The sequence below is a fragment of the Paenibacillus sp. FSL H8-0175 genome (genome assembly GCF_045040615.1).
Taxonomy (GTDB): domain Bacteria; phylum Bacillota; class Bacilli; order Paenibacillales; family Paenibacillaceae; genus Paenibacillus_AQ; species Paenibacillus_AQ odorifer.
The window spans coordinates 1,460,011-1,474,271 of sequence record NZ_CP150299.1 but is presented as its reverse complement, the minus strand read 5'-3'; the positions used below and the strand labels follow the sequence as shown (position 1 = coordinate 1,474,271).

The following is a 14,261-nucleotide window of genomic DNA, read 5'->3' as shown; positions in this document are numbered from 1 at the left end:
ACTTTACTTGGAGAGTTGCCGCTTTATTATTGAAGCATGCCATTTGAAGCAGTGCTTTGTAACTACAGCCGATATTTATCCAATCGGGTAGCCTGATACTGTTTGAGTGCTTCTGCACCAACAATTGCCTCGCAACGATGGATATTCACGCCACGTCCGACAAATTTCGTCTCATATTCTGTCATGATATGATCCTCGTTGATGATGCCATCTGCATGTAGGTCCAAAGAAATATTTTTCATCTGCAAGCCAAAGTCCGCAAAGGCATTTAATGAGAACTCAAAAAGACTGCGAGAATCTGTTTTTAGATGAATTTCACCTAGATCGCTAAGCAAACCGCGATATTTGTCAAGAAAACGCGGGTGTGTCAAACGACGCCGGGCATGCTTGCTTTTAGGCCACGGATCGCTGAAATTAAGATAAATCCGTTCAAGCTCTCCCGGAGCAAATACTTCCTCAGCATAATCGATATTTGCAAGTGCCAATTTCAGGTTAGGCGGTGTTTCATGTCCTGCCGGCTCCCATACTGCTCTAGCCTTATCTCCAGCACGGCGGATCAGCTCATCATACATATCCACTCCGATAAAGTTAATATCAGGATATTTAAAGCTCATTTGGCTGATAAACTGTCCTTTGCCCATTCCGAACTCCACATGGATCGGATGATCGTTACCGAACAGCTTGGACCACTCACCTTTATAACTCCGAGGATCTAGAATGACTAAATCCGTCTGTTCTTCCAAACTTTCACGTATTCCTTTTCTTCCGCGTAAACGCATAGGTATTCCTCCGATTATCTCTTATACGATAACTGTCACTTGCAATATTGTGCCGAAATTGTCCCAAAAAGTAAAGGGATTGCGGTAAAAAAGAAAAAGGAATTCTCTGGTTCAGCTCTTAAATGAGCTGTTCAGAGGAATTCCTTCGTTGTTGTATATTGGAATAGATTTCGTTCTTGTCTGGCAAATCAGGATTTACTTTGTGTTTGTGGCAAATGTCTTTTTTTCGAATGCGCTACGAATTTTGCGCTGCGCATCTGTCTTGATCTTAGGGTTGCCGTTAAATTCCACGCCCGTTAGTGCAAGGGCTTCATCTGGTGTTAAGTGGACTTCAATCGAATCTTTACCCTCAGCATATACCGTTTGAGAATTCATTGCTATCACCTCACGGTTATTATTATGGATCGGACGACACGAAATTATGAACTCTTGGATGAATTTCTTTATGCCACAGCAGCTTTTCACACTCTGAATATAACATACTATGTAAGCATTTTCAAGCTGAAAGCGCCTTATTTCCTGCCTATTTTTCATGCCGTTATGAGGAGTCAATGTTACGCCGAGCTCGGTTTTTTGATACAATGTATTGGATTATAAGAAACGGCTGTGCGTTCTCTGGGATAAGGACGCCATCTGTCTCAGAAAAATATAAGGATAAGGAATCTTATCCATAATTATATTTTCAGAAAGGGGCTTCTCGTGTCTAATCTTCAATACACTTCTCCTCCGCAACTTTGGGGAGATAAACGTTTTCATACTTGGAATTACGAAATGCGTGAACACATGAACACCAAGGTATTCAAAGTTATGCTTGATGCAGGCTTTACCTGTCCCAATCGTGACGGCTCCATTGCTAAGGGAGGCTGCACATTTTGCAGTGCCAGAGGTTCTGGTGATTTTGCCGGAAGCCGCCGAGATGACCTAGTCACACAATTCAATAACGTCCGTGACAGACAGCATCTGAAATGGCCAAATGCTAAATATATCGGTTACTTCCAAGCCTATACTAATACGTACGCTCCGGTCGAAGAGCTGAGAGAATATTTCGAAGTTATTTTGCAGCAGCCTGGTGTCGTTGGATTGTCTATTGCTACTCGCCCTGACTGTCTGCCGGATGATGTGGTCGAATATTTAGCAGAGCTGAACAAGCGTACGTATCTTTGGGTAGAGATGGGTCTTCAGACTATACATGACTCCACTTCTGAGCTTATTAACCGGGCGCATGATACGCAGTGTTATGTGGAGGCTGTGGAGAAGCTGCGCCGTCACGATATTCGAATCTGTACCCATATCATTCACGGTCTCCCACAGGAGACGCACGAAATGATGCTCGAAACGGTATCTGCTGTAGCTCGCATGGATGTGCAGGGAATTAAGATTCACCTTCTGCATCTCATGCGCAAAACACCAATGGTGAAGCAGTATGAAGCAGGATTGCTCCGATTCATGGAACAGGACGAGTATGTGAAGCTGATTGCTGATTCACTTGAAATTCTGCCCCCTGAGATGATTGTTCATCGCTTGACTGGAGATGCCCCACGGGATCTCTTAGTTGGACCGATGTGGAGTCTCAAGAAATGGGAAGTGCTAAATGCCATTGACGATGAGCTTGTTGCTCGTGATACTTGGCAGGGTAAGTATTGGAGGAAGGGCTAATGGGCTTTATGTCCGTTCTAAGCTTTGCTCATAAATTAATCTCTGAGCGGCTAACTTTAGGTGACCGTGCGATTGATGCAACTGTAGGTACTGGTGCTGACACGCTTTTTCTAGCCAAAACAACCGGAGCTCGTGGCGAAGTCTACGGCTTTGACATTCAAGCTGCGGCGCTGAAGCTGGCAGAAGAACGTCTCCGGCTTACGCGGGAGGACACTTCCTCACTCTCTGCCGTTACCTTACTGGAACGCAGCCATGCCGAAATGGCAGAAGCCGTCCCGGCTAACTGGCCAGGCACCGTTGGTGCTGTAATGTTCAATCTTGGCTATCTGCCTTCAGGCGATGCCGACAAGAATATCATTACTGAGCCGGATAGCTCTATTGCAGCCCTGGAAGCTTCACTCCAGCTGCTGCGTCCGGGGGGAATTATTACGGCTGTACTGTATCCTGGCCATGCAGGCGGAGATCTCGAAGCCGCCGCTGTTGAAGCTTGGGCTGCGACTGTTTCCCCTAAGGTAGCGCAGAGCATTGTATACCGCCAGTTGCAGCGCACGGACACACCTTATGTAATTGCCCTCGAGAAGAAAAAAGGTTCCCCATCTTAAGCTTTGTAAACAATCAAACAATCTTGTAATTGGGAAGGAAGATTACGAATGACACAACCATATCCTTTAAAATTTCAACCGGAGTTTAAAGAACGTGTCTGGGGTGGCCGCGCGCTGGAGAAATTCGGCCTGAATCTACCAGAAGGTCATATTGGTGAAGGCTGGATGATTGCCGATCATGCGAATGGAACATCTTCGGTGGTTAATGGAGAATTAGCTGGACAAGGTCTGGATCAAATTCGTGAGCAATTTGGTCACGAGTGGTTCGGAAGCAAGGGAATATCAGAAACTGGTGGAAGATTTCCACTCTTGATCAAATTGTTGGATTGCAACGACAACCTTTCCGTTCAAGTCCATCCTACGGATGATTATGTAGGATTGCCTAAAGGTGAACTGGGTAAAACAGAGATGTGGTACGTATTAGACGCTAAGCCAGATGCAAAAATCATCTACGGCCTTAAAGAAGGTGTAGACCGTGAAACATTACGCGAAGCACTGGAAAAAGGCACGGTTATGGATAGCCTTCAAGAGGTATCTGTCTCCGCTGGCGATTCCTTCTACATCCCTGCCGGAACGGTACATGCTCTATGCGCTGGTGTCGTTGTAGCGGAAATTCAACAGAATTCCGACACTACATACCGTATTTATGACTACGACCGTCCAGGTCTAGATGGAAAACCACGCGAGCTTCATATCGAGGATTCTCTGAATGTTACAGCTTATGAAGGCGCTGGCGCTACTTCGATGAAGACCGATCATGCAGTGCCTGGAGAGTGGCTGCAGCTCGCCGCTTCACCTTATTTTATTGTCGAAAAAGGGATCGTAAATGGTTCATGGGATCTCACCACTTCAGAAGACAGCTTCACTATTCTGGTTATCTGCGAAGGCAGCGGACATCTGACTTGGGAAGGCGGCTCCCAGCCTTATGCCGCAGGGGAATGTTATCTAATTCCTTCCAACCTAGGCCGTTATACTATCGAGGGTCATTCTACTGTGCTTCGCTCTTATTTACCATAAGTCGAGAACCTTTAGGAGGAATGGACCATGAAGGAAAACAGCTTTACTCTAACGGATCCCATAGGTGTAACCATCCATGTCTATGAATGGTTACCTGAGTCCGATGTGCCAGTTAGAGGAATCGTGCAAATTTCACACGGGATGTGTGAAACTGCTGCCCGCTACGCTCGTTTTGCGGAAGCTTTAACCGGGGTTGGTTATGCAGTATATGCCAATGACCACCGGGGACATGGTAGAACCGCTGGTCAAGTCAACCTGCTTGGTGATGTTGGGGAGGACGGATTTTATTGGATGCGGCGCAATCTTCTGCAGGTAGGTGCCGCAGCACTCTCCAAGCATGAAGGAAAGCCCATCATTTTATTCGCACACAGTATGGGTTCCTTTCTGGGTCAAAAACTCATGTGCGAAGAAGGCAACGAAATCTATTCAGGGTTTATCCTAAGCGGGACAAATGGTCCACGCAGTATGCTGCGTATTGGAGAATCTCTGGCTAGCGCGCAGCTTAAGCTAAAGGGTGAGCATCATCGCAGTGTACTGCTGAACAGTCTGGTATTTGGCAGCTATAACCGCGCCTTTTCCCCGGTCAGAACAACATTTGACTGGCTGAGCAGCGATACTGCGGAAGTAGATAAGTACATTTCCGATCCATTCTGCGGAGCTATTTGTACAACACGCTTTTTCCGTGGTTTCTTCCACCTCCTAAGAGAGATCCATACTGAGGAATCACTTAGCACATTATGTACAGGTAAGCCCATTTATATATTCGGTGGGGATAAGGACCCTGTCGGGATGAACGGTCAAGGCATTCCCCGTCTTGCGGAGTTGTATAAGAAACGAGGAGTGTCAGACGTTGAGTTCCGACTCTATCCAGAAGGCAGACACGAAATGCTAAATGAAGTGAATCGAGATCAAGTCACAGCCGATGTGCTCAACTGGTTAGAGCGCCACCTTCCTTCAGAGGTTGCTAAGATAAGTTAAGAAAAAAGCGCAGTTGTTAGTGAATTTATGAGACGAGAAATGAGACAACATAGAAGCGATGCTCCCGGTATTTGGGAGATCGCTTCTTTGCGGTTTGCGTAACTTATCTCAGCAGACTTCTCAATCTAACAATCTCCAGTTCCTCCGCGCATCTGAACTTTAGTAAATAAACTTCCGCCACCACTTTCGGACTCAGTTGACGCTGTCTTCAGCTCATCGCTCTCCCCCTCCACGTACAAACTCGGTTGTCGCTAGCTACACATCATTACTCTCCCCGCTACTTCCGGACTCAGTTGACGCTATTTGCTAATTTATAGCCTTTCGAGCTAAATATCGGACTCCAGTGCAGCTATTCATGCGAAACAGGTTCATATTTGGTGTGTTTCGTGCCAATAGCGACTATGCGGTCCGTTAGCATCCAAAAAACAGGATATTTCCACGTATAAGGTCCGCTGGGTCCGCCTACGTCAGGTTACTCACCGCTTTCGGACTCAGTTGTCACTAGCTACATATCATCACCTTCTTCCTCCGCTTTCTTTCGGACTCAGTCTCCAGCTGATCACCTTCCTCCACCACTTGCAGACTCAATCGTCACTAGATTCACATCATCACCTTCCCCCGCCGCTTTTGGACTCAGATGACGCTATTTGCTAATTTATAGCCTTTCGAGCTAGATATCGGACTCCAGTGCAGCTATTCATGTGAAACAGGTTCATATTTGGTGTTTTTCGTGCCAATAGCGACTATGCGGTCCGTTAGCATCCAAAAAACAGGATAATTCCACGTATAAGGTCCGCTGGGTCCGCCTGCGTCGGGTTACTCACCGCTTTCGGACTCAGATGACGCTATTTGCTATTTTCAGACATTCGAGCTAGGTTTCGGACTCAGTTGTCACTAGCTACACATCATCATCATCTTCCTCCTCCGCTTCGGACTCAGTTGTCACTAACTACACATCATTACTTTCCCCGCTACTTCCGGACTCAGATGACGCTATTTGCTAATTTATAGCCTTTCGAGCTAGGTTTCGGACTCCAGTGCAGCTATTCATGCGAAACAGGTTCATATTGGGTGTGTTTCGTGCCAATAGCGACTATGCGGTCCGTTAGCATCAAAAAAACAAGATAATTCCACGTATAAGGTCCGCTGGATCCGCCTGCGTCGAGTTACTCACCGCTTTCGGACCCAGTTGTCACTATCCCCACCATCTCTCTCCTCCACCACATGCGGACTCAATCGCCACTAGCTCCACCTCATCCCCTTCCCAGCCACTTGTGAATCCAGATGACTCTATCGCCCAAGGCAAAAAATAGACCGTCCCATAAAGGAACGGTCTATCCTTCCACCCGCCTATTACAAAGGCAGTGTGTAGTACTGAGCGCGTTGGCTCTCGTTCTGCTGATACATTACGATTAGTAGCGTGCGTCCTTCCCTAATGGAAGCGGGCTCCGCTACAGCTAAAGCCGAGCTTGCTGCTTGCATAGTCTCTTCTAAACTACTATTTGCTGCTCCCTGTAATGGCGAGTCTGCCGAAGGCAACACCTCCAGATTAGCCATATCAGCTTCACCATCCTCAAGGCCCTCATCGGCACGCATGCCGCTGATGGAATCCAGCACCGCTTCCAGCGAGAATGGCAATACTTCCAGCACAGTATACTTTTGCAGTTCTCTTTCGTTAAGTCCTGCTTCTGCTAACTGGGCAGAAATTTGACCCGGATTAGCCGCGATATCTTTCAAATAGCTCGACCAATCCGACTTATCCAGCAAGAAATCCCACCAGATTTTGCGCGGCTTGTACTTGTGTCCAAGAAAATAGTCCAGCTTCATCAAGCCAGTTATAACATCCATAGACGGCGTCCCGCGATCTATCAGGAAGGACTGCAAGCGGGTGAAGAGATCTTCCAGCTGATGGCCAATCTTTTGCCAGCCTCTCTCCTCCCAATAGTCACCGAACTCCTGAAAGAAATCGAATGGCGAATCAAATACATGACGGATCAAGTACTTGGCCGTATGGTCCATCCGGTGGCTGTTCCAGTATTTCTCCAGCACATCCTCAAGCCGCTTCAAACGGATAATGTCTGAGAAAGGCATCATATGACTGCTAAGGATTTCATAAGGTGCGTGTTCCATATACGTGTACTCATATTTAGACGCCTGCGCCCGCAGCCCCGTTCCCCGCAGCATTTTGAGGAATCCTAGCTGTAGCTCTTCCGGCTCCATAACGAATACATCATTAAAAGTTTTACGGAAGGTACTGTAATCCTCCATAGGTAGTCCTGCAATCAAATCTAGATGCTGATCGATATTGCCGCTTGCCTTAATCTTCATTACGGTACGGGACAGCTTTTTGAAATTCTGGCGGCGTTTAACAAGCTCATTCGTCTCATCGTTGGTTGATTGCACCCCAATTTCAAATCTAAAAATACCCGGAGGCGCATTCTTAGATAGGAAATCCAGAACTTCAGGCCGCATGATATCTGCGGTAATTTCGAACTGAAACACGCAGCCTTGATGATTATCGATCAGGAATTGAAACATTTCCATCGCATAGTTGCGGTTGATATTAAAAGTACGATCCAGAAATTTAATGATTTTGGCGCCATTCTGTATTAAATAAAGCAGATCGGATTTCACTCGTTCAATATCATAATAACGTACGCCTACCTCAATACTGGATAAACAGAACTGGCAGTTAAATGGGCACCCGCGGCTTGTCTCAAAATAAACAATACGTTTACTCAAATCTGGAATATCCTCAGGAAAACGATGCGGCGTAGGCAGGGTATTCAGATCGCTTTTGGGACGTGGTGGATTGACAATGATCTCTTCTCCCTTGCGATAAGCGGCTCCATACACAAAGTGAAACTTACGATCATCCCTTAGCTCCTGCAGCAAATGGTGGAACGTCTCTTCCCCATCTCCATTAACTATAAAATCAATGCCAGCTTCTCTTTTCATCCAATGAAGCGGCTCATACGAAACTTCCGGTCCTCCGAGAACAATCGTAACTTCAGGCATCACTTGCTTAAGAATACCAATCAGCTTCAGCGTCTCTTCGATGTTCCAGATATAACAGGAGAAACCAATCACATCTGGCCGTTTCTGAAACAAGTCGGACACAATATTCATCACGGGATCTTTGATGGTGTACTCTGCCAAATGAATATCCTTAAATTCATGCTCACTGTACGCTTTTAGCAAGCGGATTGCGAGCGAGGTATGAATATATTTAGCGTTTAACGTGGTCAGGACGATTTTCATGCTACACGACCTTTTCTACATTTCATTTTGAAAAAACTCTAAGAATGCCTTACCGTACTTCCGGTATTTCACTTCCCCAACACCCTTTACCCTCAGCATTTCCGCTTCGGTCTGCGGGCAAACCACACTCATCTCACGCAGCGTGGCATCATTAAAAATAATGTACGACGGCACATGCTCGCGTCCTGCCAATTCACGCCGGATAAGACGCAGCTGCTCAAAGACAGTCTCATTGACGGCTGATGGCGACAGGTCATGCCCCCGACTACGAACTCTCGTACCGGATGTTGTACCTGTCCGCGAAGGCCGTGCCACACGCTGCATCACCTCACGCTGTCCGCGCAGGACCTCGGCAGCCAAAGGCTGAAGCCGTACTACAGGGTACTGGCCTTCCGACAAGGCAAGATACCCTTCTGAGATAAGCACATTGATACTCTCTGAGATTTCCTTCTCCGTCCGGCTCGACATCGCCCCATGTGTGGGCAGCTTATCGAAGCCGTACTGCATCACCTTTTGATTGCGAGAGCCTTTCAGCACAGATGCCACCAACGCTACACCATAACGCTCCCGCATGCGGTGGATGCAGGAGAAAATCTTTTGCGCATCGACGGTCATATCCACTAGCTCTCGTTCATCCGTACATGAGCTGCAGATACCACATGGCTTGTCCCCATGCTCTTCCCCGAAATAATCCAGCTGGGCACTGCGCAAGCAGCGAGTAGTATAGCAATAATCAATCATTTGCTGAAGCTTGCGATATTCGTTAGCTTTACGGTCAGTATCCTGTGGATTCTGCTCGATCAGGAACTTTTGCGTCATAATATCCTGCGCACTAAACAGCAAAATACATTCACTCGGCTCCCCGTCACGTCCAGCACGACCTGCTTCCTGAACATAAGCTTCCATATTTTTGGGCATATTGTAGTGAATTACGTACCGGACATTGGATTTATCAATCCCCATCCCAAAGGCATTCGTAGCCACCATGACCCGGATATCGTCATAGAGGAACCCTTCCTGGCTATCTGCCCGCTCCTGGTCGTTCATACCCGCATGATAGCGACCTGCCGCTATGCCAGAAGCTTGCAGCCTCTGATACAGATCATCTACTTCTTTGCGGGTTGCCGCATATACAATCCCCGGCTGGTGAGAATGCGTAGCCGCATAATCCATAACGAACTCCCGCTTGTTCTCTCCCCGCAGCACGGACATTGCCAGATTATCTCTTCCTAGCCCCGTCATGAAAATACCCGGCTCGCGCAAGCGCAGCAGCCGGACCATATCCTCCATAACCTCCGGCGTCGCCGTGGCGGTAAATGCTGCCAGGATCGGACGTTTAGGCAGCTCATCTACAAATGGAGATACCGACAGATAACTTGTCCGAAAATCATGTCCCCACTGGGATACACAGTGCGCTTCATCAACAGCCACGCAGGAAATAGACAGCTCAGCCATTTCCAGACGGAACCAGTCCAGCTCAAGTCTTTCGGGCGCAACATAGAGCAGCTTCAAATCGCCCCGCCGGGCAGCCCGAATCCGCTCATTCACTTCTTTTCCGCTTAACGTGCTATTAATAAAGGCTGCCGGAATACCCGCAGTAGTTAACGCATCCACCTGGTCTTTCATCAGCGAGATCAGTGGTGATATCACCAGTGTCAGCCCTGGCAGGAGCAGTGCAGGAACCTGATAACAGATCGATTTCCCGCCACCCGTAGGGAGGATTCCCAGTGTGTCGCGTCCTTCCAGCAAGTTCTGAACAATCTTTTTCTGGCCATCCCGAAAGTCTGGATAACCGTAATATTTTTGCAGCTCAGCCTGCGCCTGTTCAATAGTAGGTGCTTGCATCTTCATATCTCTCATAACTCCTTAGGCGTTTCTATCTTTAGTTTAGCGGTCAATGGTGTAATGAGCAACACTTCTTAACTATCATCACCCTGTTCTTCTTTTGAAATATTTACATAAAAGGTCTTCTTTTAAGCCAAGCTTTAATAAGCGTGATTTCATAGAAAGGTGGAGCGACCGTGCAAAATTGGAAACAAAAATATACCTCCTTTAAACAAAAGCCTGCACGTAACGAGTCCTCTGCCCAGGACAATCGTCCAGTAAAGCCATTGGATTCCAGCCTGAAGAGCAATATAAGCTTCATTCGACAAGTCTTTGGAGAAGACAGCGACCTTATTGTCCGTAACTTCAAGGTATACGGTAGATATGATGCGGCTATTATCTTTTTTTCTTCTGTGGTGGACCAGAATCAAATTCAGAACTATGTTTTAAAGCCATTAATGAATGTTTCCTCCGACCACTCAGAAATTCCAAAAGATCTAAAGGATTTACCTGATTACATCTGGAGTATGACTGTACAAGTCACACAAGGTAACCGCACTAAGGACCTAAATACTCTAGTCTCCGTCTTGTTGGATGGAAATGTAGTTCTAATCATAGATGGAATGGATCAGGCACTTTACTTCAATCTGCGTAAAATTGAGCATCGTAGCATTGAGCAACCTCAAACTGAACAAGTTATACGCGGTTCACGTGATGGGTTTATAGAGAATTTAGAATCCAACATCTCTTTGCTTCGCTATCGACTACAAACGCCGGATTTTCGTGTAGTAACTGCCCCTCTTGGCGTACGGACGCGCTCAAAAGTAGCTGTTTGTTATATCGAAGGAATAGCCGATCCAGGGCTAGTTCAAAAGGTGATGAAGAGATTATCAGCAATAAATGTAGACGGCATCCTTGATGCGGGGTATATCGAGCAATTTATAGAGGATCATCCCCTTTCCCCGTTTCCACAGGTTCAGCCAACTGAACGTCCGGATAAATCTATAGCCTCTTTATTAGAAGGACGAGTCATCATCCTTGTAGATGGCTCACCTTTCTGCCTTATCGTCCCGGCACTTTTCAACCAATTCTTTCAGACGATGGATGACTATACGGAACGTTTTATCGTAGGAAGCCTCCTAAGAATGATCCGCCTGATCGCATTATTATTTTCCCTTTTCTTCCCTGCCTTATATGTATCCATTATCTCTTTCAACCCTGAGCTACTGCCGACAGAGTTCGCCGTAGCAATAACAGGTGCAAGAGCTGGCGTACCCTTTCCAGCCGTATTGGAAGTTCTGATTATGGAAGTCTTCATGGAGGTGCTGCGCGAAGCAACCATTCGCCTACCGCAAATGATTGGCGGGGCTCTTTCTATTGTAGGTGTGCTTGTCATTGGTCAGGCAGCCGTAGCAGCAGGTCTGGCGAGTCCAACCACCGTAGTTGTTGTCGCTATAACGACCATAGGGTCTTTTGCCACACCCGCTTACAATGCCGCAATCTCTTCAAGAATGCTTAGATTTCCATTGATCATATTGGCAGGCTGCTTTGGCCTGTACGGAGTAATGCTGGGCACTATTGTTATTATCAACCACTTATTATTCCTGGAATCTTTTGGCGTTCCCTACATGACCCCCTTTGTCCCTACGATATGGAAGGACCTTAAGGATAGTATCGTTCGGGTACCTTTATGGTGGATGCGAAGCCGCCCAAGCTTTCTTAATACACCTGATCCTGATCTTCTTGCCAAGGATATTCCGAAAATGCATACCGATCTGATTTTTAAGGAGAAAAGTGAAGCTGATGAATAGTAACCGCCCCATAACAACGATCCAAGTCATGGCTGTAATCGTTAGTACGATTATAGGAATAGGAATCTTAAGTATTCCTCGTTATATGGCTGAAGCCGGAGACAGTGGTGCACCGCTCGTGACTGCTTCTGGTGTACCTGTTGCTTTTTTGGGTTGCTGGTTTACAGCAGCTGTCTGCCGAAAATTCCCGAACGAAACGTTGTTCGTATTCAGCCGCCGCCTTCTCGGAACTGGGCTCGCGGATATTTTCTCCATTTTTATTTCTTTGTTTTTTGCTTTCTCTGCCGGGATCACCATGCGCCAATTCGGAGAAGTATGTATTGCGGTTGTCTTTAAAAAGACACCCATCGAAGCAGTAATTCTCTTAATGCTCCTACTGGTTGCCTTATCAATCCGAAGAAATATTGTGAAATTCACTTATGTCCATGTTTTCTATTTACCTTTTATTCTATTATCTGTTATAGCAATTGCCTTGGTAGCTATGAAAAATGTTGATGTTCTAAACTTGCTACCCCTCACCGGAAATCACACCACCTTTTCAAGCTTTTCCAAAGGAACGATTACGTCCGCTGGCCTTTATCAGGGCACATTTGTCATCATCCTGCTGGTTCCTTTAATGAAAAAACCTCAACAGATCCTTAAAGCAGGCACTGTTGCGCTTTGTATCATTGGATTCATTTATGTAATGATCGTTTGGGTCACTTTAGGCATGTTTGGAGCTCAAGAAACCAAATTACTTTCCTATCCAACCCTAGAAGCAGCTCGCTCCATATCCATCGGCGCAGGACTATTAGAACGGTTTGATGCTCTTTTTATAATAATTTGGGTGGTTTCTATATTCACTTCCATCTTTACGAACTACTACTTAGCTGCATACTCTCTGCAACAAGTGCTGCGGCACAAGGATCACCGCCTAATATCCAGTTTCTTACTTCCACTTATCATCACTTTTTCACTTTTGCCGAGAAATATATTTCAGGTCTATTCATTTGCTAGCATTACAGCGATAATCGGTTTGATTTTTTTGACCTTCTATCCTCTTTTATTATGGTTAGTCTCTCTAATCCGAAATAAAGGAGCCATTTCTCATGAATAAAAAAATTTACAAGCGTGTAGTTCTTATATTTATTCTCTCACTCATGTCTGGCTTACTCTCAGGGTGCTGGGACCAGCTTGAAATAGAAGACCGTGCATTGGTGCTAGGGTTATCCATTGATTCCGTCCCTCCAGACAGCAAAATAAATGATGATCAAACCACTCATCTTAAAAGCGCAAATATTAACCTTCCCAAAATCCGTGTGACCGCCCAAATTGCGGTTCCGGGAAGAGTTCCACTCGGACCAGGCAGTGGGGGGGAAGGCGGAGGCGTGAATCAAAATCCAGTATGGGTCGTAGAAGTGTACGGGTACACCTTAGATGACGCCATGAACAATTTACAGCAGCAAATTTCTGATCCACGTTATCTAATTCATTTACGAGTGATTATTATTAGTGAGGACATCGCAAAAAAAAGCATGAATGACTTAAATGATTATTTGCGGCGAAATCCAGAAGTTCGTCGCCGGACCTGGCTGCTAGTATCCGAAGGGGAGGCTGCTAAATTTATGAATATTAATCCTCCGCTCCAGCGAGTGCCGACCCTTTACATCCTCTCCACCATGGAAAAAGCAGTAACATCAGGAAAATTCCCCGCTGATTATATAGGTGTATTCTGGTCAGCAGAATCCAAATGGGGCGAAAGTGGTTATCTGCCTTACGTCTCATTACATCAGGAAGACAATATCATGATTAAAGGCCTAGCTTACTTTAGTGGTGGAGTGATGGTCGGATCGACGATTCCGATTGAGATTGGCGCATATATGTCCATGAAGGGCATTAATCCCGGGGGATACTCCGATCTTTTTTATGCTGATGAATTCGGTCCGGTGATGCTCAAGGTCAACGACCGGTTCACGAGGGTGAAGGTTCATTTCAAAGAGGGCAAACCTCACATCACTTATAACCTCACTTTAGAGGCGGCTCTAGATGAGCATTTACGTAGTGATATCCCTATCGATTCCAGCCGTTCTTTAGAAAAGATTGAAGATATTTTTCAAAAGAGAGTGATCGGTATTTTCAACCACCTTATCGAAGAAACTCAACAAGCGCATTCCGATGTCTTTGGCATGGGTGAATATATTCGTGCATATGCTCCCTCCTACTGGAAAGCCAATATTCGTGACAAACATGACTGGGAGCAGCAGTATTCCAATCTCAGTGTTGAAGTTAAGTTGAAAACTCACATCGACAGAGTAGGTCTTAAACAAAATTAAATGACGTTTATGGGAGGCTCT

Annotated in this window: 11 protein-coding genes; 7 read left to right on the top strand and 4 right to left on the bottom strand. The window is 46.1% G+C overall.

Annotation, left to right across the window (positions count from 1 at the left end; genetic code table 11):
• Window positions 1-62: 62 nt before the first annotated feature.
• Window positions 63-779 (bottom strand): tRNA (guanosine(46)-N7)-methyltransferase TrmB, encoded by a 717-nt coding sequence (gene trmB, locus MHH46_RS06465; RefSeq protein ID WP_036679523.1) that lies wholly within the window; start codon window positions 777-779, stop codon window positions 63-65.
• Window positions 780-974: 195 nt separating this feature from the next.
• Window positions 975-1,154, bottom strand: a complete 180-nt coding sequence (locus MHH46_RS06460) for a hypothetical protein (RefSeq protein ID WP_036679526.1) — start codon at window positions 1,152-1,154, stop codon at window positions 975-977.
• A 324-nt stretch (window positions 1,155-1,478) separates the two neighbouring features.
• Between MHH46_RS06460 and MHH46_RS06455 the strand changes: the two genes are divergently transcribed.
• The 4 genes from MHH46_RS06455 to MHH46_RS06440 are packed head-to-tail and all read left to right on the top strand — an operon-like array spanning window position 1,479 to window position 5,032.
• Window positions 1,479-2,435 carry a TIGR01212 family radical SAM protein gene (locus MHH46_RS06455; protein ID WP_076128066.1) on the top strand — a complete coding sequence of 319 codons (957 nt, stop codon included), beginning with the start codon at window positions 1,479-1,481 and terminating at the stop codon, window positions 2,433-2,435.
• A complete protein-coding gene (locus MHH46_RS06450; RefSeq protein WP_076193002.1) occupies window positions 2,435-3,037 on the top strand; it encodes a class I SAM-dependent methyltransferase in 603 nt (200 codons plus the stop codon). Before MHH46_RS06455 ends, MHH46_RS06450 begins: the two co-directional genes overlap by 1 nt.
• A gap of 48 nt (window positions 3,038-3,085) precedes the next feature.
• Window positions 3,086-4,054 carry a type I phosphomannose isomerase catalytic subunit gene (locus MHH46_RS06445; protein ID WP_076193004.1) on the top strand — a complete coding sequence of 323 codons (969 nt, stop codon included), beginning with the start codon at window positions 3,086-3,088 and terminating at the stop codon, window positions 4,052-4,054.
• Between the two features lie 27 nt (window positions 4,055-4,081).
• Window positions 4,082-5,032 carry an alpha/beta fold hydrolase gene (locus tag MHH46_RS06440; RefSeq protein WP_076128072.1) on the top strand — a complete coding sequence of 317 codons (951 nt, stop codon included), beginning with the start codon at window positions 4,082-4,084 and terminating at the stop codon, window positions 5,030-5,032.
• Window positions 5,033-6,385: 1,353 nt separating this feature from the next.
• Here MHH46_RS06440 and MHH46_RS06435 read toward each other — a convergent pair.
• Together MHH46_RS06435 and recQ are read right to left on the bottom strand one after the other, a co-directional pair.
• Entirely contained in the window at window positions 6,386-8,293 is a 1,908-nt protein-coding gene (locus MHH46_RS06435; protein WP_076193008.1) for a B12-binding domain-containing radical SAM protein, read from the bottom strand.
• 15 nt (window positions 8,294-8,308) lie between these two features.
• Window positions 8,309-10,144: a DNA helicase RecQ gene (gene recQ, locus MHH46_RS06430; protein ID WP_076193010.1), complete on the bottom strand. Its 1,836-nt coding sequence runs from the start codon at window positions 10,142-10,144 to the stop codon at window positions 8,309-8,311.
• 170 nt (window positions 10,145-10,314) lie between these two features.
• On the opposite strand from recQ, the gene MHH46_RS06425 reads away from it, so the two are divergent.
• From MHH46_RS06425 to MHH46_RS06415, 3 genes are read left to right on the top strand one after another with little or no spacing between them, the layout of a single operon-like run.
• A complete protein-coding gene (locus tag MHH46_RS06425) occupies window positions 10,315-11,928 on the top strand; it encodes a spore germination protein (RefSeq protein WP_139330130.1) in 1,614 nt (537 codons plus the stop codon).
• The gene (locus MHH46_RS06420) at window positions 11,921-13,024 is read left to right on the top strand and encodes an endospore germination permease (protein WP_076128078.1); all 1,104 of its coding nucleotides are present in this window, start codon (window positions 11,921-11,923) and stop codon (window positions 13,022-13,024) included. Before MHH46_RS06425 ends, MHH46_RS06420 begins: the two co-directional genes overlap by 8 nt.
• Window positions 13,017-14,240, top strand: coding sequence for a Ger(x)C family spore germination protein (locus MHH46_RS06415; RefSeq protein WP_076193012.1), 1,224 nt, complete (start codon window positions 13,017-13,019; stop codon window positions 14,238-14,240). Before MHH46_RS06420 ends, MHH46_RS06415 begins: the two co-directional genes overlap by 8 nt.
• The last annotated feature ends 21 nt before the right edge of the window (window positions 14,241-14,261 follow it).